The 20,540-nt window shown below is 68.9% G+C and carries 20 protein-coding genes; 13 read left to right on the top strand and 7 right to left on the bottom strand.

What is annotated here, in order from left to right:
* Positions 1-13 precede the first annotated feature (13 nt).
* Positions 14-1,204, top strand: coding sequence for an elongation factor Tu (gene tuf, locus ACWF9G_RS18255; RefSeq protein ID WP_379310393.1), 1,191 nt, complete (start codon positions 14-16; stop codon positions 1,202-1,204).
* A gap of 157 nt (positions 1,205-1,361) precedes the next feature.
* The gene (locus ACWF9G_RS18250) at positions 1,362-2,180 is read left to right on the top strand and encodes an alpha/beta fold hydrolase (protein ID WP_452516577.1); all 819 of its coding nucleotides are present in this window, start codon (positions 1,362-1,364) and stop codon (positions 2,178-2,180) included.
* On the opposite strand, the gene ACWF9G_RS18245 is transcribed toward ACWF9G_RS18250, so the two are convergent.
* Positions 2,181-2,528: a nitroreductase/quinone reductase family protein gene (locus ACWF9G_RS18245; protein WP_379310399.1), complete on the bottom strand. Its 348-nt coding sequence runs from the start codon at positions 2,526-2,528 to the stop codon at positions 2,181-2,183. It abuts the gene before it with no gap.
* A gap of 73 nt (positions 2,529-2,601) precedes the next feature.
* A complete protein-coding gene (locus ACWF9G_RS18240; protein WP_379310400.1) occupies positions 2,602-3,030 on the bottom strand; it encodes a PPOX class F420-dependent oxidoreductase in 429 nt (142 codons plus the stop codon).
* Between the two features lie 332 nt (positions 3,031-3,362).
* Here ACWF9G_RS18240 and fusA point away from each other — a divergent pair, with 332 nt between their 5' ends.
* Positions 3,363-5,447: an elongation factor G gene (gene fusA, locus ACWF9G_RS18235; RefSeq protein ID WP_452516574.1), complete on the top strand. Its 2,085-nt coding sequence runs from the start codon at positions 3,363-3,365 to the stop codon at positions 5,445-5,447.
* Positions 5,448-5,615: 168 nt separating this feature from the next.
* Here the strand turns inward: fusA and ACWF9G_RS18230 are convergent, their stop codons facing one another.
* On the bottom strand, positions 5,616-6,500 hold the full coding sequence (locus tag ACWF9G_RS18230) for a helix-turn-helix transcriptional regulator (RefSeq protein WP_452516573.1): 885 nt from the start codon (positions 6,498-6,500) through the stop codon (positions 5,616-5,618).
* A gap of 103 nt (positions 6,501-6,603) precedes the next feature.
* On the opposite strand from ACWF9G_RS18230, the gene ACWF9G_RS18225 reads away from it, so the two are divergent.
* Positions 6,604-8,145 carry an MFS transporter gene (locus ACWF9G_RS18225; RefSeq protein WP_452516571.1) on the top strand — a complete coding sequence of 514 codons (1,542 nt, stop codon included), beginning with the start codon at positions 6,604-6,606 and terminating at the stop codon, positions 8,143-8,145.
* Here the strand turns inward: ACWF9G_RS18225 and ACWF9G_RS18220 are convergent.
* Positions 8,053-8,670 carry a TetR/AcrR family transcriptional regulator gene (locus ACWF9G_RS18220; protein WP_452516569.1) on the bottom strand — a complete coding sequence of 206 codons (618 nt, stop codon included), beginning with the start codon at positions 8,668-8,670 and terminating at the stop codon, positions 8,053-8,055. The genes ACWF9G_RS18225 and ACWF9G_RS18220 overlap by 93 nt on opposite strands.
* Entirely contained in the window at positions 8,670-9,026 is a 357-nt protein-coding gene (locus tag ACWF9G_RS18215) for an SPW repeat domain-containing protein (protein ID WP_452516568.1), read from the bottom strand. The genes ACWF9G_RS18220 and ACWF9G_RS18215 overlap by 1 nt, the downstream gene beginning before the upstream one ends.
* Positions 9,027-9,272: 246 nt before the next feature.
* Here ACWF9G_RS18215 and ACWF9G_RS18210 point away from each other — a divergent pair, with 246 nt between their 5' ends.
* The 4 genes from ACWF9G_RS18210 (at position 9,273) to ACWF9G_RS18195 (ending at position 12,370) form a co-directional block, all read left to right on the top strand.
* Positions 9,273-10,472 (top strand): NAD(P)/FAD-dependent oxidoreductase, encoded by a 1,200-nt coding sequence (locus tag ACWF9G_RS18210; RefSeq protein WP_452516567.1) that lies wholly within the window; start codon positions 9,273-9,275, stop codon positions 10,470-10,472.
* A 46-nt stretch (positions 10,473-10,518) separates the two neighbouring features.
* On the top strand, positions 10,519-10,728 hold the full coding sequence (locus ACWF9G_RS18205) for a hypothetical protein (RefSeq protein ID WP_189025706.1): 210 nt from the start codon (positions 10,519-10,521) through the stop codon (positions 10,726-10,728).
* Between the two features lie 68 nt (positions 10,729-10,796).
* Positions 10,797-11,561 carry a glutamate racemase gene (locus tag ACWF9G_RS18200; RefSeq protein ID WP_452516565.1) on the top strand — a complete coding sequence of 255 codons (765 nt, stop codon included), beginning with the start codon at positions 10,797-10,799 and terminating at the stop codon, positions 11,559-11,561.
* 68 nt (positions 11,562-11,629) lie between these two features.
* Positions 11,630-12,370, top strand: coding sequence for a DNA alkylation repair protein (locus ACWF9G_RS18195; protein WP_452516563.1), 741 nt, complete (start codon positions 11,630-11,632; stop codon positions 12,368-12,370).
* A 28-nt stretch (positions 12,371-12,398) separates the two neighbouring features.
* Here ACWF9G_RS18195 and ACWF9G_RS18190 read toward each other — a convergent pair whose 3' ends face one another.
* On the bottom strand, positions 12,399-13,454 hold the full coding sequence (locus ACWF9G_RS18190; protein ID WP_452516561.1) for a 2Fe-2S iron-sulfur cluster-binding protein: 1,056 nt from the start codon (positions 13,452-13,454) through the stop codon (positions 12,399-12,401).
* A 37-nt stretch (positions 13,455-13,491) separates the two neighbouring features.
* Positions 13,492-14,130 carry a mycofactocin system transcriptional regulator MftR2 gene (mftR2, locus tag ACWF9G_RS18185; protein ID WP_379305788.1) on the bottom strand — a complete coding sequence of 213 codons (639 nt, stop codon included), beginning with the start codon at positions 14,128-14,130 and terminating at the stop codon, positions 13,492-13,494.
* Between the two features lie 174 nt (positions 14,131-14,304).
* Here mftR2 and mftA point away from each other — a divergent pair, with 174 nt between their 5' ends.
* From mftA to ACWF9G_RS18160, 5 genes are all read left to right on the top strand, one after another.
* The gene (mftA, locus tag ACWF9G_RS18180) at positions 14,305-14,409 is read left to right on the top strand and encodes a mycofactocin precursor MftA (RefSeq protein ID WP_189025716.1); all 105 of its coding nucleotides are present in this window, start codon (positions 14,305-14,307) and stop codon (positions 14,407-14,409) included.
* Between the two features lie 2 nt (positions 14,410-14,411).
* The gene (mftC, locus tag ACWF9G_RS18175; protein WP_379305799.1) at positions 14,412-15,905 is read left to right on the top strand and encodes a mycofactocin radical SAM maturase; all 1,494 of its coding nucleotides are present in this window, start codon (positions 14,412-14,414) and stop codon (positions 15,903-15,905) included.
* A gap of 139 nt (positions 15,906-16,044) precedes the next feature.
* Entirely contained in the window at positions 16,045-17,442 is a 1,398-nt protein-coding gene (gene mftF, locus ACWF9G_RS18170; RefSeq protein WP_379305785.1) for a mycofactocin biosynthesis glycosyltransferase MftF, read from the top strand.
* A 10-nt stretch (positions 17,443-17,452) separates the two neighbouring features.
* Positions 17,453-18,868, top strand: a complete 1,416-nt coding sequence (gene mftG, locus ACWF9G_RS18165; RefSeq protein WP_452516560.1) for a mycofactocin dehydrogenase MftG — start codon at positions 17,453-17,455, stop codon at positions 18,866-18,868.
* A gap of 105 nt (positions 18,869-18,973) precedes the next feature.
* A complete protein-coding gene (locus ACWF9G_RS18160) occupies positions 18,974-20,350 on the top strand; it encodes a GAF domain-containing protein (RefSeq protein WP_379305781.1) in 1,377 nt (458 codons plus the stop codon).
* Positions 20,351-20,540: the final 190 nt, after the last annotated feature.

Here is a 20,540-nt window from a genome sequence, read left to right as displayed (position 1 = left end):
CAGGAGGACAACAGTGGCGAAGGCGAAGTTCGAGCGGACGAAGCCCCACGTCAACATCGGCACCATCGGTCACGTCGACCACGGCAAGACCACGCTGACTGCGGCGATCACCAAGGTGCTGGCTGACAAGTACCCGGATCTGAACGACGCGTTCGCGTTCGATCAGATCGACAAGGCGCCGGAGGAGAAGGCTCGTGGTATCACGATCAACATCTCCCACGTCGAGTACCAGACCGAGAAGCGCCACTACGCGCACGTCGACGCCCCCGGTCACGCCGACTACATCAAGAACATGATCACCGGTGCCGCCCAGATGGACGGCGCGATCCTGGTCGTGGCCGCCACCGACGGCCCGATGCCGCAGACCCGTGAGCACGTGCTGCTCGCCCGCCAGGTCGGCGTGCCCTACATCCTGGTCGCGCTGAACAAGTCCGACATGGTCGACGACGAGGAAATCCTCGAGCTCGTCGAGATGGAGGTCCGCGAGCTGCTGGCCTCGCAGGAGTTCGACGAGGACGCGCCGGTCGTGCGTGTCTCCGGTCTGAAGGCGCTCGAGGGCGACGAGAAGTGGGCTGAGGCCATCGTCGAGCTCATGAACGCCGTCGACGAGTCGATCCCGGACCCGGTCCGCGAGACCGAGCTCCCGTTCCTGATGCCGGTCGAGGACGTCTTCACGATCACCGGTCGTGGCACCGTCGTCACCGGTCGTGTCGAGCGCGGCATCGTGAACGTGAACGAGGAAGTCGAGATCGTCGGCATCCGCGAGAAGAGCACCAAGACCACCGTCACCGGTATCGAGATGTTCCGCAAGCTGCTCGACCAGGGCCAGGCCGGCGACAACGTCGGTCTGCTGGTTCGTGGCATCAAGCGCGAAGATGTCGAGCGTGGCCAGGTCGTCGTGAAGCCGGGCACCACCACTCCGCACACGGAGTTCGAGGGCCAGGCGTACATCCTGTCGAAGGACGAGGGTGGCCGCCACACCCCGTTCTTCAACAACTACCGTCCGCAGTTCTACTTCCGTACGACTGACGTGACGGGCGTTGTGACCCTCCCCGAGGGCACCGAGATGGTCATGCCCGGTGACAACACCGAGATGTCCGTCAAGCTGATCCAGCCGGTCGCCATGGACGAGGGCCTGCGTTTCGCGATCCGTGAGGGTGGCCGCACCGTCGGCGCCGGTCGCGTCACGAAGATCGTCAAGTGAGTCTGTAGACCCACTGACACCGCAACGGCGTCGCTCCTTCGGGAGCGGCGCCGTTCGGCGTTTTCCGGCGCAGCTGTCCCCGCTGTCGTGATCGTGGTTTGTCGGTGGGGCTCGGTAGCTTGGGGGCGGCAACGCAGTCGAAGGGATCGGAGACGTCGTGGGTAGAGCTGCGCTCGAACAGGAGTTGGACGTCACGGAGGGGACCCTCGAACACGGGATGCCGTATCTGGCGTTCGGTTCGGGGCGGCCGTTGGTGTTCTTGCGGTGGTTCACGCCCGATCACGACAATCCGCGTGGGTGGATGCGGGCCAGTGAGATCAAGACGATGGCGCCGTTGGCCAGGCATTTCCGGGTGTATGCGGTGAATCGCGCGCCGGGGATGCCGGTGGGGACGACGATGGCCGATATCGCGCGGGAGCACGCAGAGGCGTTGCGGGCCGAGTTCGGCGAACCGGTCGATGTGCTGGGGATCTCGTCCGGTGGGTCGCTGGCGTTGCAGCTGGCCGCGGATCATCCGGCGGTGGTGCGCAGGCTGGTGGTCGCCTCGTCGGGGTATCGGCTCGAAGATGCCGCGCGGGAGTCGCAGATGAAGTACGCGACGGCCGCGGCAGCGCGGAAGCGGGCGCTGCACCATCTGGTGACCCAGGGGATCGAGTCACCGGTCAAGGCGCGGCTGGTCGGTGCCGTCGGATGGCTGGCCGATCCGCTGGTGCGGCCGAAGAATCCGGCCGACACCCTCGCGTTCGTGCGCGCCGAGGACGCGTTCGATCTCGACGGCAGGCTCGCCGACATCACGGCCCCGACCCTGGTCGTCGGCGGTGATCGGGACGAGTACTACTCCGTCGACACCTTCCGCCACACCGCCGACGGCATCCCCGGCGCTCGCCTCGTGATCTATCCCGACACCACGCACCTCGGCGCCATCAAGCACCAGCGTTTCGCGCCCGACGTCACCGCATTCCTGGAGGGGGCTTGATCAGGCAGGCCGGACGCGAACGGTGACGCGACCGCGGTCGTCGCGTTGGCTCACCGCGTGGCCAGACTGATCCACACCACCGATACGCAGGGTGACCGGCGCGCCCTCGCCGAGGAAATTGCGCCACCACTTCTTCTTGTCCGGCATCATCACCCCGATGACGTACTCGTCACCGGAACGGCGGTAGTTGACCGGCGTGCTGAAGGTGCGCCCCGAGCGGCGGCCGACGTAGCTGACCTGAGCGAAGGACCCACCGAGGAGCTTCCCGACGACCGGCGCCTCGGTCAACGCGACCACTCCGGCGTTGAACCCGCTCAAGCCCCGACGCAACAACGATTCCTGACTCAACGGCCTCTCCTGCCTGGTGGTGAAGAACTAGCACGTGCCGCCCACGGTAGCGAGCGTGTCGATTTCCGCGCGATCAGCGAATCTTGGCGCCGTAGACGTGTTCGACGCTCAACGCCATCAGCACCCGGCGGTCCGAAACCATGACCTCCCGGTACTCGTTCCAGTCCGGGTGCTCACCGGCGGCGGCCCGGTAGTAGGCGACAAGAGCCTCCACCTCGGGACCGTTCGGGTCGGTGCCGGGACCGGTGAGGGTGACGCTGCCCTCGGCCGTGGCCCAGGACCAGCCGTCGGGCGCGGTGACCTCGAAGGCGGCCCGCGGATCCCGCCGGAGGTTGGCCGTCTTGGCCCGGCCTTCGGTCATCGAGACATAGATGATCCCGGCATCACGGTCGTAGTACTGGGTGACCGGGGACAGTTGCGGACGTCCGTCCGCTTTGATCGTGGCCAGTACGCCGAGCTTGGCCGTCGCGAGCAGCTCTCGCGGGTCGAACTCTGCTGTCATCGGTGGGTCTCCTCTGGGTGCACGGTGCATGACTCGCCGGATGGGCCACCACAGCCGGGCCCTCGTTGTGACGAACCGTGCTCGCGGCGGATTTATGCCCGGCTCGAATTCCCGAACACGCGCCGGCGGAAATCCCGTCGACAGCCGGGCAGCCGACCGCGTAGAACTGGACTCATGGTTACGGCACGTCCGCATTCGCGGCACTAGTTCACCTCGGGTCTTCGGGCGCCGGTGTGGCGCCGCGTGATCCGACGCCCGTGCCGTCCGGTGGAACGCACAACTGGCGAGCGTCGACTCTTCGACCGAACTAGTTGACCCACTGGGGGATTCCCATGACCAGACCACGCGCCGACCTCGCCCGCATGCGCAATATCGGCATCGCCGCCCACATCGACGCGGGCAAGACCACCACCACCGAGCGGGTGCTGTTCTACACCGGCGTCACCCGCACCCTCGGCGAGGTCCACGACGGGACCGCCGCCATGGACCGGATGATCCAGGAGCGCGAGCACGGCATCACCATCGCCGCCGCGGCCACCACCTGCTGGTGGAACGAGCACGAGATCACCATCCTCGACACCCCCGGCCACGTCGACTTCACCGTCGAGGTGGAGCGATCGCTGCGGGTACTCGACGGCGCGGTCGCCGTGTTCGATGCCAAGGAGGGCGTCGAGCCGCAGTCGGAGCAGGTGTGGCGCCAAGCCGACAGGTACGGCGTGCCGCGGATCTGCTTCGTCAACAAGATGGACAAGCTCGGTGCGGATTTCGCCTTCACCGTGCGGACCATCGCGGAGCGACTCGGCGTGCGGCCGTTGGTGATTCAGCTGCCGATCGGCGCGGAGGGCGAGTTCGACGGCATCGTCGACCTGGTCGAGATGAGGGCGAAGGTGTGGCGTGGCGACACCGACCGCGGTGCGCGTTTCGAGGTCGTCGAGATCCCGGACGACCTGCGCGTCAAGGCCGAACAGCACCGTGAGGCGCTGCTGGCCGCGGTCGCCGAGGCCGACGAGGCGGTGCTGGAGCGCTACCTCTCCGGCGCGGCGATCCCGGTCGACGAGCTCAAGGCCGCCATCCGCACGATGACGGTCGACGCGCGCGCCTACCCCGTCCTGTGCGGTTCGGCGCTGGCCAACATCGGCGTGCAGCCGCTGCTGGACGCGGTGGTCGACTACCTGCCTTCGCCGCTGGATGTGGTCGCGGTGCACGGCTTCTCACCGGAAGGGGAGAACATCGAGCGCGCGCCCGATATCGCCGAGCCGTTCGCGGCCCTGGCGTTCAAGGTCGCGCTGCATCCGTTCTTCGGCAAGCTCGTGTACCTGCGGGTCTACTCGGGCCGCATCGAACCCGGTGCGGCCGTACTGAATTCGACGAATGGACGAAAGGAGCGCCTGGGCAAGCTGTTCCAGATGCATTCGAGCACCGAGATCGCCGTCGATCGGGTGCAGGCCGGTCAGATCTGTGCCGTGATCGGTCTGAAGGAGACGGGCACCGGCGACACCCTGTGCGATCGGAACGCGCCGATCGTGCTGGAGTCGATGACCTTCCCCGACCCCGTCCTCGCCGTCTCGATCGAACCGCGGACCCGCGCGGATCAGGACAAGCTCGGCGTCGCCCTGGCTCGCCTGGCCGAGGAGGATCCGACGTTCACCGTGCACGTCGACAGCGAGACCGGCCAGACGGTCGTCGGCGGCATGGGCGAACTGCATCTGGAGATCCTGGTCGACCGGATGAAGCGGGAGTTCCGGGTCGAGGCCGAGATCGGCGCACCACGGGTGGCCTATCGCGAAACCGTCACCGCCGCGGTGGATCTGTTCGAGTACACCCATCGCAAGCAGGTGGGTGGGCGCGGGCAGTTCGCCAAGGTGGTGATCGCGCTGGAGCCGCACGTGGCCGAAGACGGCGCGGTCTACGAATTCGAGAGCCGGGTCGCGGGTGGGCGCGTACCGCGGGAGTACATCCCCGCGGTCGACGCGGGCGCGCAGGACGCGCTGCGCGTCGGCGCGCTGGCCGGCTTCCCCCTGGTGAACGTGAAGGTGACGCTGCTCGACGGCGCCGCCCACGTGCAGGATTCGTCGGATCTCGCGTTCCGGATGGCAGGCGCGGCAGCGGTGCGAGCCGCCGCCGCGTTGGCGAAACCGGTGCTCCTCGAACCGCTGATGGCCGTCGAGGTCGTCACTCCCGAGGAGTACATCGGCGAGGTGATCGGTGACCTGAACGCCCGCCGCGGCCGCGTCACCGACCTCACCCAGCGGGGCGGCGCCCACGTCGTGCGGGCCCTGACCCCACTCCAGGAGATGTTCGGCTACATCGGTGATCTTCGCTCGAAGACCCGGGGCCGGGCGAACTACTCCATGGTGTTCGACTCCTACGCGCCGGTCCCACCGGCGGTCGCGGAGTCGATCATCGCCGGCGGCTGAACAGGCCCGGTGGCGTCGTATCCAGTGGAGACGACGCCACCGGGTTACTCGCCTCGGCAGGTCGCTACCACCGCCTACAGCCGCTGGGCTCGCCGAGTTCTGTGCGGTGCACGCCGTCGGCAGCGAGCCGACATGATGCGCGCCTCGGTGCGGTAGATCACGCGTCGGTCACTCGGCGGCGAGGACACGATGCTGGTCGTGCGCACTCTCCGCTGTCGCAGGGCCGAGCAGCCGTAGCGCGTCGGCCGTGCTCGCGTCGCGCGGGGTGTAGACCTCGAGTCGGTGGTCGGGGCTGTCCGGTTGCAGCCACACCTGGTAGTCGACGTCGACGGGCCCGACGGTGGGGTGATGCAGGTGCATGGCGCCGACTGTGCAGTCGGCGACTTCGCCCTCGGCCCACAGGGCGGCGAATTCGGCACTGCGCATGGACAATTCGCCGATCAGTTCCGCCAGGTGACCGTCGGTGGGGTAGCGGCCCGCGGTGAGGCGCAGGTAGGCGACGTGGATGCGGGCCAGCTCGGACCAGTTGCGGTGCAGGTCCCTGGTGAGGGGGTCGAGGAAGAACATGCGCGGGATCGAGGGACGCAGGGCCGGGTCAGCGGGGGCGGCGAAGTCGAGGTGTTCGGCGAACAGGGCGTGCCCGGTGCGGTTCCAGGCCAGCACGTCACCGCGGCGGCCGAGGACTACGGCGGGCATGGTGTCGCCGAGCGCGTCGAGCAGCGCGAGGACCCTGGGGTGGGCGCGTTCGGGTTCGGAGCGGGTCAGGCGCGGCGTTGCGGGGAGTCCGGCCAGGTTGTGCAGGTGAGTGGTCTCGGCGGGGTCGAGCCGCAGCACCCGGGCGATGGCCTCGATGACCTGCGACGATGCCGTTCCCGCCTGATCCTGTTCGAGTCGCGTGTAGTAACCGGCGCTGACACCGGCCAGCTGGGCCAGCTCCTCGCGGCGCAGCCCGGGCACCCGGCGGGTGGCGCCGTAGGTCCGCAGCCCGATGCGCTCGGGTGTGGTCCGGTCGCGGCGGGTCTTGAGGAATGCGCCGAGGCTTTCCAGTTCCATGTCTTCCGATCGTAGGCACGGCGGCGGACCGGCGGGTATCCCCGCGAGGTGTACCCATCACCGGGTCTGGTTGCCGGTGGCGGGCTGCCGCAGATTCGGGGTCATGACTCGACTCGACACACCCCCTTCGACGCTGCGGGCCTGGCTGGGTCTGGTGGTGATCCTCGGGCCCGTCCTGCTGGTCGCCATGGACGGCTCCGTGCTGTTCCTCGCCATGCCCGCGATCACCGACGCGCTCACCCCGACCGCGGACCAATCCCTGTGGATCCTGGACGGTTACGGTTTCGCGGTCGGCTCGCTGCTGATCGCGTTCGGCGGCATCGGCGACCGGTACGGCAGGCTCCGGCTGCTGATGATCGGCGCCGCCGTGTTCGGGCTGGCTTCGGCAGCAGCGGCTTTCGCGCCGAGCGCCGAGATCCTGATCGGCCTGCGGGTGCTGATGGGCGTGGCGGGAGCGACGCTGCTGCCGTCGGCGCTGGCGATCCTGAGCACCCTGTTCGCCGACCCGCGCCTGCGCGCACAGGCCATCGGGATCTTCGCCGCCACCTTCGCCGCGGGGTTCGCCGTCGGCCCGATCGTCGCGGGGCAGCTGCTCACCAGGTTCTGGTGGGGATCGGTGCTGTTGATCAATCTGCCTGTCCTGCTGGTGTTCCTGGTGTTCGCACCCGTACTGCTGCGTGAGGTGCGCGAGTCCGGCGTCGGTCGGGTCGATGTGGTGAGTGTGCTCGCCTCGGCCGCCGGGCTGCTGCTCACCATGTACGCGGTCAAGCACGCGGCGGCGGACGGTCTGTCCGCGACCGGGTCGGTGGCCGGGCTCGCCGGTCTCGCGCTGCTGATCTGGTTCGTGCGCAGGCAGTTCCGGATCACGCACCCACTCATCGACTTCGGGCTGTTCCGCAGTCCGGTGTTCACGATCGCGATCGTCACCGGATTCCTGCCGCTGGCCGCCTGGTCGGCGACCGCCTATCTCGCGAGCACCTATCTGCAGTCGGTGCTCGGGCTGACGGTCGCCCGCGCGGCCTCGCTCGCGGTCCCCGGTGCCGTGGTGCTCACCGTGGCCGCGGTCGTGACGCCCAGCGTCGTCGCCCGGATCGGGCAGTCGGCGGCGCTGATCGGCGCGCACTTCGCCATCGCCGCCGGACTGTTCCTGTTGCTGTTCGCCGGTGATACGGGCGGTGCGGGTTGGTACATCGCCTCGACCGCCGTCGCGGGCATCGGCTACGGCATCTCGTTCAGCGTGGTCGCCGATATCGCCGTCGCCGCGGTCCCGCCCGAACGGGCAGGTTCGGCCGCCGCGCTCGCCGAGACCGGCAACGAACTCGGCAACGCCGTCGGGATCGCGGTCTTCGGCTCGCTGGCCGCGCTGCTGTTCCGGCTGCACGGCCCCGACCTCGCGCCGACCCTCGGCGAGACCCTGCGCCTGCCCGCTCTCGCGCCGTTCGTGCTCGCGGACGCGCGCGCCGCGTTCGTGGACGGCCTGCACGTGGTCGCCGTGACCGCGGGGCTGCTACATGCCGCGCTCGGGCTGCTGGCGGTGCGCGTGCTGCGCCGGTCAGCCGAGGTGGGTCATGCCCGCGGCGACCACCTGGGCGACGGAGAGCAGGTCGTCGGTGGTGGGGACCGGGATGTCGTCGAGAGCGTGTAGGCGGTCGGTGCCCGCGATGGCGAACATGGCCGAGACCCAGGCGGCGGCGCAGGCGCGCAGGGTGCTGGGGCGGATGGGGGTGGGGACGCTCTCCTGGAGGACGCGGGCGGTGACGTCGAGGAGCTGGTCGCGGAGCTGGCGCAGGCGGCGCCGGACGTCGGGGTGGGTGTCGGCCTCGCGCCACATGATGACGCGCAGGACCGAGGAGTGGTGGTCACGCAGGTTGATGGCGGTGTCGAGGTTGATCAGGCTGGTGGCCGGGTCACCGGGGGCGATGACGGCGTTCAGGTCGTCGATCGGGTGTTCCGGGACGCGTTCGCGCATGAGCGCGGACAGGATCGCGTTCTTGGTGGGGAAGTAGTAGAAGACCAGGCCCTTGGGCACACCGGCGGCCGCGGCGAGGGCCGCGGTCGGGGTGGCGTCGAAACCGTGTGCGGCGAACAGGTTTTCGGCGGCATCCAGAATGAGTTGCCGGGCGTCGCCATCGCGTTTCGCGTTGCGGCGCCCGACGTGTCGGCCCGGCATCAGTGATGCGGAGCCATGTTGTGCAAGCGGGCATTCATCGCGGGCAGCGCGGCGACCGCCACCACCACCGTCACTACTCCGACGACCCATGCGGTCATGGACGCGCCGCGGTAGGCGGTGAAGTCCATCGCCCACGGCGAGATGAACAGCAGGACGCCGAACAGGCCCATGGCGTAGTCGGCGGCGGCCATTTCCGCCCTGACCATCTGGATCAGCCCGGTCGCCGCGATGAGTACGCCGAGCACGATCAACGTCCAGCGGGCGTTGTCGTTGGTGCTGACCCACAGGGGCGACAGCGCGGTGAATGCGCCGAGCACTACGGCGAGAAAGTCCTGTGCACGGCTGTCGGTGAACATAGGGAAATGCCTCCTCGGTGAGATGGAAAATCCTTCTGACCTCGGTCTACTCCTGATTGACCGCCCGGTCTATACCGGAACCGGCACGGTTATGTTGCGACGTGGGTGTCACTGGTGACCGTGCGCACTGGTACAAACATCTGGGGGCCGTAGTGGCCCGCGACACAAGGACATGGGCGGTCAGCTCCCGGCGGCGGTGGCTCGCGCGAGCACGTAGGGCGCCGCTCATGGCGAGAGGACACAGGTATGAGCGCGCCCATCGTGATCGTCGGAGCGGGTCTGGCCGGCCTGCGCACGGCTGAGGAACTGCGCAGGGCCGGGTACGAGGGCGGTGTGCTGCTGCTCGGCGACGAGACGCGCCCGCCCTACGATCGCCCGCCGCTGTCCAAGCAGTTCGTCCGCGGCGAGACCGACGACACCACCCTGCGTCCGCCGGAGTTCTTCGCGGAGAAGAACATCGAGCTGCGCCTCGGCACCGCGGTCACCGGGGTGGACACCGCCGCGCGCACCGTCACCCTCGCCGACGGCACCGGCATCGGCTACGACCAGCTGATCATCGCGACCGGTCTGCGCCCGCGCAGGCTGCCCGGCCTGTCCGAGGTGGCCGGCGTGCACGTGCTGCGCGCCCACGAGGACGCCCAGACCCTGCGCGCGGAACTGGACGGCGCGAACCGGGCGCTGATCATCGGCGCCGGTTTCATCGGCTGCGAACTGGCGGCCAGTTTCCGCGCGGCCGGCGTCGAGGTGAGCCTCGTCGAGCCGCAGCCGACCCCGCTCGCCTCGGTGCTGGGTGAGCGGATCGGCGGCCTGGTGGCCCGCATGCATCGCGAGGAGGGCGTCGACCTGCGCTGCGGCGTCGGCGTCGACACGCTGCGCGCCGACGATGCCGGGCGGGTGCGTGGCGCTGTGCTCACCGACGGCAGCGAGATCGACGCCGACCTGGTCGTGATCGGTGTCGGGTCGGTCCCGGTCACCGACTGGCTGGCCGATTCCGGCATCGAACTCGCCGACAAAGCCGTCGGGGGCGGTGTGCTCGCCGACGAGGTCGGCCGCACCTCCGCCGAGGGTGTCTGGGCGGTCGGCGATGTCGCCGCCTGGCAGCACGACACCGGCGTCCGCAAGCGCGTCGAACACTGGACCAGCGCGGGCGAACAGGCGAAACTCCTGGTCACCGCGCTACTCGGCGGGGCTGCCCCGACCGCGGCCAGGGTGCCGTACTTCTGGAGCGACCAGTACGACGTCAAGATCCAGGCCCTCGGCACCCCGTCACCCACCGACGACGTCATTGTGGTCACCGACGACGGCCGCAAGTTCCTCGCCTACTACTCCCGCGACGGCATCCTCACCGCCGTCCTCGGTGCGGGCCTGACCGGCCAGGTGATGAAGCTGCGCGCCAAACTGGCCACCGAGACCCCGGTGGCGGACCTCCTCGCCGCCGCGGGCTGACCCGAAGGCTCTGTCCGGCGCCGCGGAACTGGATTACTGTGGCGGCGTGGGGTTTACCGATTACGCGCCCGGTGATGTCGTCCAGTTCCCGGCGGGGCCGTTCGTCGGAATCTGTGGCGTCGTCCGTGAGGTCGATGTCCGGCGCGCGACGCTGCGGCTCGAGTTCGCCGAAGGGGTCGCCCACCGCGAAGGCGGCGTCCTGCGCGAGCGGCGGCACAATCTGACGGTCGGGTTCGACGAGATCGAATTGGTCTAGCCGCGCCGAATCGGCGGGGGACACGGTCGCGACGGGCCGATTCGGGTGCCTGTAATACGGTGGACCCCGTGATCGTCGCGCTTATCGATTCCGGCCTAGGCCTACTGCCGACGGCTGCGTGGTTGCGCAAGTTGCGGCCCGATGTGGATCTGCTGCTCCTGCTCGACCCCGAGGGCGCACCGTGGGGGCCCAAACCGGAGGACTGGGTGGTCGAGCGGGTGCTCGGCGCGGCGCGGCAGGCGCTCGAACTGGGCGCCGAAGTGATCGTGCTGCCGTGCAATACCGCGAGCGTGACGGCGCTGGAGCACGTGCGGGCCGCGGTGGGGGAATCGGTGCCGGTGATCGGGACCGTGCCCGCCATCAAGCCCGCGGCGGCGCAGTGCCGGTCGGTGGCGGTGTGGGCGACCGCGGCGACCACCGCCAGCCGCTACCAGGCCGACCTGATCGCCCGCTTCGCCGGTGACGCGAAGGTCGTCGGCGTAGCCTGCCACGGCCTGGCCGACGCGATCGACCGCGGCGACCTGCCCGCCATCCGCGACTCCATCGCCGACGCCGCAGCGCGCACGCCGGCCGACGTCGAGGGCGTCGTCCTCGGTTGCACGCACTATCCGCTGGTCATCGATGCCATCGTGGCCGCGCTGCCCGACGGTGTGCGCCTGTTCGACAGCGCCCAGGCCGTCGCCGCGCAGACCATGCGCAAGATGGACGAACTCGGCCGCCCGACGACGGGCAACGGCACCGTCACGGTCCGCAAGAGCGGCCTTCCCGGTGCATTGCCGTCCAGCGCGGCGACATTCGAATCCGGTCGGCTACTCGGCGCCACCGACCTCTGACCGGCCACGAATTGTCGGTGCACCCGTGTTGAATACGGGTGGTTGTCCGTCGATCGGAGGTGTTTGTGGTGTCCGAGGCTCCCACTGCCGACCAGGTGCGGTCCGCGCTGGCCGAACTGGCGAATCCGGCTGACGCGCGGCACTTACAGCGCTTCTTCAAGACGGGCCCCGGCGAATACGGCGAGGGAGACGTCTTCCTCGGCGTCCGCGTCCCCGCCACCAGAAAGGTCGCGAAACAGTTCGCCACCCTTCCGCTGAAGCAGATCGGCGAGCTGCTCGACAGCCCGGTCCACGAAGAGCGCCTGGCCGCCCTGCTCATCCTGAACGCGCGCTTCGCCGCCGCGTCGAAACCGCGCACCCGCGACGACGCCGCCCGCGCGGAGATGGTCGAGTTCTACCTCGACGCCGTGCGCCGGGGCCGGGTGAACAACTGGGATCTGGTTGACGCCTCCGCCGAGCACATCGTCGGCCCCTGGCTGCTCGACGAAGACCGCGCCCCGCTGTTCCAGCTGGCACAGCAGGATTCGCTGTGGGAGCGGCGGGTGGCGCTGCTGTCGACCTTCGCCTTCATCAAGGCGGGCGACCCGAGCACGACGCTGGAACTGGCCGCCAAGCTGCTCGACGACCGCCGCGACCTGATCCAGAAGGCGCTCGGCTGGATGCTGCGCGAGGTCGGCAAACGCGTCGACCCCGCGGTGCTCACCGGCTTCCTCGACGTCTACGCGCCGAGCATGGGCCGCACCGCGTTGAGCTACGCCGTCGAGCACCTGGCCCCGGAGCAACGCGCCGCCTACCGCGCGATGCGGTGACAGGGTCGAGCTGGTCCGGGACCCCGGCTCAGAACTGGATCTTCAGGTGGTCGGTGACCGGTCGCGCCTGGCAGCCGAGGATGTACCCGTTCTCGATGTCCTCGGGGTCGAGGATCTCGGCGTTCCCCATCTCCACCTTGCCCTCGAGCACGGTGCAAGCGCAGGACCCGCACTCGCCCTCCTGGCAGGAGTAGGGCACGTCGAGGCCCTTGTCGAGCATGATGTCGACGAGGGTCTGCTTGCGCGGCCAGGACAGCTCGTGCACCTGCCCGTCGAGCTCCACCTCGACCGTCGCGGCGTCGGCGGCCTCTGCGTCGCTGACCTCGACCGGAGCGTGGTCGGCGAACGGGTCACCGGCGAGGGAGTTGAACACCTCGGCGTGGGTGCGGGCGCGCGGCACCTCCAGCGTGGCCAGCGCGTCGTGCACCAGGTCCATGAACGGCTTCGGCCCGCACATGAACGCCTCGTAGGCGGTGTAGGGCGCGACCAGCGTCGAGAGCATGTCGGCGGTCGGCAGCCCGAGCAGCGGTTCGAGCCAGTGGATGACGGTGAGCCGCTGCGGGTGCTTGCCGACGAGCTCGCGCAGCTCGTCGGCGAAGATCACCGAGTTCGCGTCGCGGTTGGCGTAGACCAGCACCACCTTGCCGGTGCCCTGCGACAGCGCCGACTTCAGGATCGACATCACCGGGGTGATGCCGCTGCCCGCGCCGAACAGCAGCAGGTTCTCGTCGAGGTTCTTGGGCGTGAAGATGCCCGACGGGGGCAGCACCTCGAGCTGGTCGCCCGCGGCGACGTTGTCGCACAGCCAGTTCGAGCCGTACCCGCCCTCGGTGCGCTTGACCGTCACCTTGGGCAGATCGTCGGTGAACGGCGAGCTGGCCAGCGAGTAGCAGCGCGCGACCGAGCCGGTCTGGTCGCTGGGGATGCGCAGGGTCAGGAACTGGCCCGGCGAGTAGGTCATGCGTTCGCGGAGGTCGGCGGGCACCTCGAAGACCACGGAGTTGGTGTCGGCCGTTTCGGCGATCACCGCGGCCACCCGCAGCACCACCGAGCGCGAACCGTGCGGAACCTCGACTGTGGTCATGTCGTCCTCTCGAACAAAACTAGAACGTGTTTCAGTTTCATGCTAGGTCGGGACGCGCCTGCAGGGCAAGCTGTGCCTCGAGACCGGCGACCAGTACCTCCATCCCGAAGTCGTAGGAGTACTTGCCGCGCAGGTCCGCCATGTACTTCGTGGCCCGTGCCACCGCCTCGGGCAACAGCACGTCCGCCGGCGCGGAGCGGTCACGCGGATTCACCCGGCTGCGGCCGAACAGGTAGGTGTGGATGGTCGCGTACGCGGCCAGCACGTTGCGGTCGCTGAAGCCCGCGTCGAACAGGATCTCCATCACCGCGTCGATCAGGTCGAGCTGCTTGCCGAGCATCTGCTCGAGCAGGATGTCGCCCAGGCCGGGATGCCTGCGCAGTTTATCGTCTATCTGATCGATCAGATCGCGCAGGCGCTCCTGCCATGGCCCCGACTCGCGCGATGGCTTGCGCACCCCGAGTAGCGCGGCGCTGGCCACCAGGTCGAGCAGTTCCCGTTTGTCGGCGACGTAGTAGTACGGCGCCATCGGCGAGACGCCGAGCTCGCGGGAGAGTCTGCGCATCGACAGCTTCTCCACGCCGTCCTCGCGCACGACTCGTAGCGCGGCCTCGACGATCTCCGACTCCGAGAGTGTGGAATGCGCGCCGCTCCCTGCCCCTCCGTGGTTACGCAAACTTCCGCCTCACCTCTACTGCCACCGGGCGATCGGCCCGCTCCCGTCCTGCTCCCGGAAGTCTAGAGGGGCGGCCCAGAGCGCTCGCGGCCATCGAGATTTTCGAATTCCGCCCCTTTATGGCAGTGACTGACGTTAAAGTCGGCGGTGACCGGCTACACAATGGAGGTACTCATGCCCGAGAACGCAACGCGTGCGACCGTCGAATCCGACGAAGACCTGGTCACCGAGACGCTGATCGAAGAGGTCAGCATCGACGGCATGTGCGGCGTGTACTGACCATGGAGGCAGGCGTGCTCGATCTCGACACCCGCTGGGCGCTGCATCCGCGCGTCTCGCTGCGCCCGGAATCCTTCGGTGCGCTGCTGTATCACTTCGGCACTCGCAAGCTCTCGTTCCTCAAGAGCCGCGACCTGGTCGACGTGGTGCAGTCGTTGCCTGCCCATGCCTCGGTGCGGGACGCGCTGCGGGCCAAGGGCGTCGGTGCGTCCGACGCGCACCTCGCGGCGCTCGCGCAGCTGGCCGACACCGACATGATCGTGCCCGCACCGGGCCCGGTCACGCCGGTGACACCGGTGAGCATGCCTGCCTCCACGGACACCACCCAGGGCGGCAGGCTGATCGACCGCTTCGAATCGGGTCTGGCCGCACCGATCTGCCTGACCTGGGAACTCACCTACGCGTGCAACCTGTCGTGCGTGCACTGCCTGTCCTCGTCGGGTCGCCGCGACCCGAACGAGTTGACGACCGAGCAGTGCAAGGCGCTGATCGACGAGTTCGAGCGCATGCAGATCTTCTACGTCAACATCGGCGGCGGCGAGCCGACGGTGCGCCCGGACTTCTGGGAACTGGTCGACTACGCCACCGCCCACCACGTGGGGGTCAAGTTCTCCACCAACGGCGTTCGCATCAACGAGGAGGTCGCCGCCCGGCTGGCCGCCAGTGACTACGTCGACGTGCAGATCTCCCTCGACGGTGCCGACGCCGCGGTCAACGACGCCGTGCGTGGCCCCGGCTCCTACGACACCGCGATCCGCGCCTTGGAAAACCTGCACAACGCGGGCTTCAAGGACGCCAAGCTCTCGGTCGTCGCGACCCGGCACAACATCGCCCAGCTCGACGAATTCAAGGCCATCGCCGACCGTTACGGCGCGACCCTGCGCCTGACCCGCCTGCGCCCGTCGGGCCGCGGCGCCGACGTCTGGGACGAACTGCACCCGCTGCCCGAACAGCAGCGTGAGCTCTACGACTGGCTGGTCGCCAACGGCGAGGGCGTGCTCACCGGCGACTCGTTCTTCCACCTGTCCGCCTTCGGTTCCGCGCTGCCCGGCCTGAACATGTGCGGCGCGGGCCGGGTGGTGTGCCTGGTCGATCCGGTGGGCGACGTCTACGCCTGCCCGTTCGCCATCCACGACCGGTTCAAGGCTGGAAACATCGTCGCCGACGGCGGTTTCGACGCGGTGTGGACGACCTCGGAGCTGTTCGCCGAACTGCGCGAGCCGGTCGACGGTGGCGCCTGCACCAAGTGCTCGCACTACGACGCGTGCCGCGGCGGCTGCATGGCGGCGAAGTTCTTCACCGGCCTGCCCGCCAACGGTCCCGACCCGGAATGTGTTCAGGGCTATGGCGAAGCGGCGCTGTCGATGCCTGGACGCACGATTCCCAGACCCGCGGTCGACCATTCGCGCCCGGTTCGTACCCGAGGCCGGGTGTCGCTGCCGTTGACCGTGAAGCGTGCTCCTGCCAAGGCGTGCAACGAGAGTCCGCTCGGATAAACGGGCCGGTTGCCGAAAGTGCGCTGCCGATCTTGTTGACGCGTCCGGCTAACGGTCACGGCGGCATTTCTGGCGGACTTTCCTCCTTTTTTGTGGGGTGATGATGTCTGCGAGCTCGAGTGCGAATAGCATGCGAGGAATGCGCCATGATCGTCTGCCCGACGGCTTCGGGGTACGGATCGATCCACGGGTACGCGCATTTTCCGGGGGTCGGATCCTGATCGGTGGATCGCCCGCGCGGATCATGCGCCTGGCCCCGGAGGCCGCCGAGCTGATCGGCGACGGGTACCTGGAGGTGACCGATACCAAGTCCGCGATCGTGGCGCGCCGGCTGCTCGATTCCGGTGTGGCGAACCCGCGGCCGCGGCTGTTGCCCTCGCTCGACGATGTCACCGTCGTCATCCCGCTCTACAACAACGCCGACGGCCTGCTGCGCCTGCTGGCCACGTTGCGCGGGCACAACGTCATCGTCGTCGACGACGGCTCCGACGAACCAGTGCGCATCCCGCCACGTCAGGGCCGCGGTCAGGTGACAGTGCTGCGCCACGAGATCCCGCTGGGTCCGGCGGCCGCCCGCAATGCCGGATTACAGGCGGCGACAACGGGCTTCGTCGCGTTCCTCGACTCCGATGTGGTCCCCCGCAGTGGCTGGCTGGAAGTCATGCTCGGGCACTTCAGCGATCCGCAGGTCGCGCTGGTCGCGCCGCGCATCGTCGCGCTGGACAAGGAGTCCAACGCGCTGGCCCGCTACGAGCACACCCGGTCCTCGCTCGACCTGGGCAGGCGCGAGTCCGCGGTGCACGCGCGCGGTGTCGTGTCCTATGTGCCGAGCGCGGCGCTGCTCGCCCGGCGCGCGGCGCTGCTCGGTGAGGGCGGTTTCGACGAGTCGATGCAGGTGGCCGAGGACGTCGACCTGTGCTGGCGGCTGGAACGGGCGGGCTGGCGGCTGCGCTACGAGCCCGCCGCGCATGTCGCCCACGACCACCGGGTGGCCTTCCGCGCCTGGTTCGGCCGAAAGCTGTTCTACGGCACCGGCGCCGCACCGCTCGGCAAACGGCACGCGGGGATGGTCTCGCCGCTGTCGGTACCGACCTGGACCGTGCTGGCGAGCATTCTGTTCGCGACGCTGTCCAAGTGGGGACTGCTCGGCGGGCTGGTCACGCTGGCCACCGCGCTGGTGCGGATGCGGCGGGTGTTCACAGAACTGGACAATCCGACCCGCATCGCTGCGGTGTATCTCGCGCGCGGCTATTTCGCCGGAATGTGGCGGCTGGCTTCGGCGATGTGCCGCGACTACTGGCCGGTGACGCTGGTCGCGGTGCTCGCCTCGCGGCGGATCCGCAAGATCGCGATCACCATGGCGCTCGCCGACGGACTGGCCGACTGGTTCACCCATCGCGATTCCGGTGGGCTCGACCCGGTGCGTTATGTCGCCTACAAGCGTCTCGACGACGTCGCCTACGGCAGCGGCCTGTGGCTCGGCGTCATCAGGGCGCGCAGCTTCGAGGCGCTCAAGCCGAGCGTGCCGCCCCGCTGAGTTTCACTGCGTGACCAGCACTCTCGTCGTCGGGGCCGGGTCGGCCGGGTGCGTGCTCGCGGCCCGGCTCAGTGCCGACCCGGCGCACACGGTCCTGGTGCTGGAGGCGGGACCGGTCTGGGCGTCGGCCGCCGAGGTGCCTGCCCACCTGCTCGATCCTGGGCATCTTCCGGTCGGCCCTGACTCCGGCGTGGTGTGGCGGTACCAGGGAAATATCGTGCGGGGCAAGCTGATCGGCGGGTCGGGCGCGATCAACGGCAGCTACTTCATCCGGCCGACCGCCGCCGACTTCACGGAGTGGAGCGCGGCGGCCGGCAGCGCGCTGTGGTCGTTCGACGCGGTGCTGCCGCTGCTCGCCGAGCTGGAATCCGATCGGGATTTCGGTTCCGCGCCCGGACACGGCGCACGCGGCCCGATCCCGGTCCAGCGCACCATCGACCCGGCGCCGGTCAGCAGGGAGTTCGCCGACCGCTGCGCGGCACTCGGCTTCACCGAAGTCGCCGATCTCAACGCTATCCCCACGGAAACGCCGCCCGGCGTCGACCGGGTGGATGGTTTCGGTCGGGTACCGCTGGCGTTGTCGCGCGGCCGCCGAGCCGGTCCGGCGCTCACCCATCTCTATCCAGCCCTCGCCCGGTCCAACCTGACCGTGACCGGCAGGACAACGGTGACCCGGCTGATGCTGCGGGGTTCGCGGGTCGTCGGCGTGGAGTGGGCGCGCGGTCGCGAACGCGGAACGGCCTTCGCCGACCGGGTGATCGTGTGCGCGGGCGCCGTGGAATCGGCGGCGCTGCTGATCCGCTCCGGGATCGGTCCCGAGTCGCGGCTGCGCTCGCTCGGTGTTCCGGTCGTGCTGCCCGCACCGGTCGGCGCCGGGTGCACCGATCATCCGGAGATCGGTATCGAGTACCCGGGACCGGTGCCGGAATCGGCGACGGTCGCGCTCGAATACGTCCTGGAACTCGACGATCTCGAGCTGCGCCCGTATACCCCCATGTTCACGCCGGGCCTGCGCAGGCTCGGTGTCGCGCTGATGTCTCCGGAGTCGACCGGCGAACTGACGCTCGGCTCGGCCGACCCGTCCGTCCCGGCCCATATCGACCAGGGTTATCTGCGCAGCGCCCGCGATCGCGACCGGCTGCGCGCCGGGGTCGAGGTCGCGGCGCGAGTGCTCGGCCTACCGCTGCGCACCGTCGACGACACCTGGCTACGCGCGCATCTGGGGACGTCCCAGCATCTTTCGGGTACCTGCCGGATGGGCCACGCCGGTGACCCGCGCGCCGTCGTCGACGAGACCGGCCGGGTGCATGGCATCGAGGGCCTCACGGTCGCCGATCTGTCCGTTGTCCCGGTGCCGTTGCGCCGTGGTCCGCAGGCCGCGGTGGTGCTGCTGGCGGCACTGATAGCCGATCTCCATGCGGTGTGACGAAGTGACATTTGCTACCACAATGTGACCTGCGGGACAAACCCACACTTCTGGCGAAGCAGCTGATAACTGACCGGTACAGTTTGTAGCGGGAAAGAAAGGCAAATGGTCAGCAATCTCGCAGGTGGGCGGCCCCCACGGCAGGCGGCGGAGACGGGCGCACAGCTCGGTGCTCTGGAAGCCTATGCCGCACAGGCCCATGGTTTTCTCAGTGCCGGTGGTGAACAGCTGACCCAGCTGGCCGGCCTGCTGCGTCCGCTCGTACTCGAATCCTGGCTACGCGGTGTGCGTGGCGGAGTCGATCCGACGGACGTCCTCGACAGTCGCGGTCTTCGTGGTGCCGATCTGGTGCGTTACCGGGATGCACATCCCATCGCCGCACTGATGCCACTGATCGACAAACTGCTGGTCCAGGACGCGGCGCGCGCCGGACTGATCGTGACGGTCGCCGACCAGTTCGGCCGGGTGCTGTCGGTACACGGCCATCCCGAGCAGGTCGCCGCCGCCGCCGAGATCGGCGTGCGCGAGGGCGACGATCTCAGCGAACGCCGGATCGGCACGAACGCGGTCGGCCTCGTCGTGCGCACCGGCCGCGCGACCTGGATCCACGGACCCGAACATTTCCTCCATCGCATGCACCAGATCACCGGCGCTGCGGCGCCGGTGCACGAGCCGGACGGCCGGTTGATCGGCGTGCTGATGATTGCCGGCGGGATGCGGGTGGCCAAGCCCGAGATCCTCGCTCTGGTGAAAGCCGCGGCCACGGCGGCCGAGATGGATCTCGTCCTGCGGGCGATGCGCGCGGGCCGCGGTGGCCCGGCCGCGGAGCCGCAACGCACCGGCGACGCGGGCGCCGACGCGGGTCCGGCCCGGCTCGGGCTCGATGTGCTCGGCCTCGGACAGCCACAGCTGAGTGTGGCGGGGGAGCGGGTACCGCTCTCGCAACGCCATGCCGAGATCCTGCTCTTGCTCACCGAGCATCCCGAAGGCCTTGGCGCCGATCATCTGGCGCTGCTGCTCGACGACACCGATCTCGACAACGGCACGATCCGCGCGGCGATGTCGCGCCTGCGGTCGGTGGTCGGCGCGACGGTCGTCGGATCGCGTCCATACCGTCTCCGGGTGCATGTCGCAACCGATGTGGAGGCGCTGCGGGCCGCGCTCGACTCCGGTGATATCGAATCCGCATTGCGCTTGTACGCCGGTCCGGTGCTGCCGCGATCCTCGGCTCCCGGCATTTGCGACATCCGGGACGAGCTTCGCGTGCGGCTGCGCACCGCGGTGCTCGCTTCGGCCGATCCCGGCGTGCTGCGCCGGTGGACAGCGGGTCCGGAAGGGCGTGACGACGCCGCCGCATGGGCCGCGTACCGGGCCACCGTCGACCGCGATTCGCCACTGTATGCGCAGATCGAGGCCAAGATCCGGGTGCTCGACCGGCGCCTCGGGGCCGATGCAACGCAGATGCAACGTTTCGGCTCATAGTCTCCGGTTCTGAAAGTGTGGCAGCTCACACATCCGCCAAGGATGTGGCGTGGCACACACTGCTGCCCAGGTCGTGGGCTACCCTCCAAACCAACTGGGCGCTTGTTCGGTTTTTTTATCGGAAAAAGTTCCTTTTTATTAACTGACCGCCTAGTGTCTGCAATGCATGGACAGGCAGCCATGTGATGTA

It is taken from the genome of Nocardia sp. NPDC055029 (genome assembly GCF_053608525.1).
The sequence above is the reverse complement of the archived record's forward strand: the minus strand, read 5'-3'. Positions and strand labels throughout refer to the sequence as shown.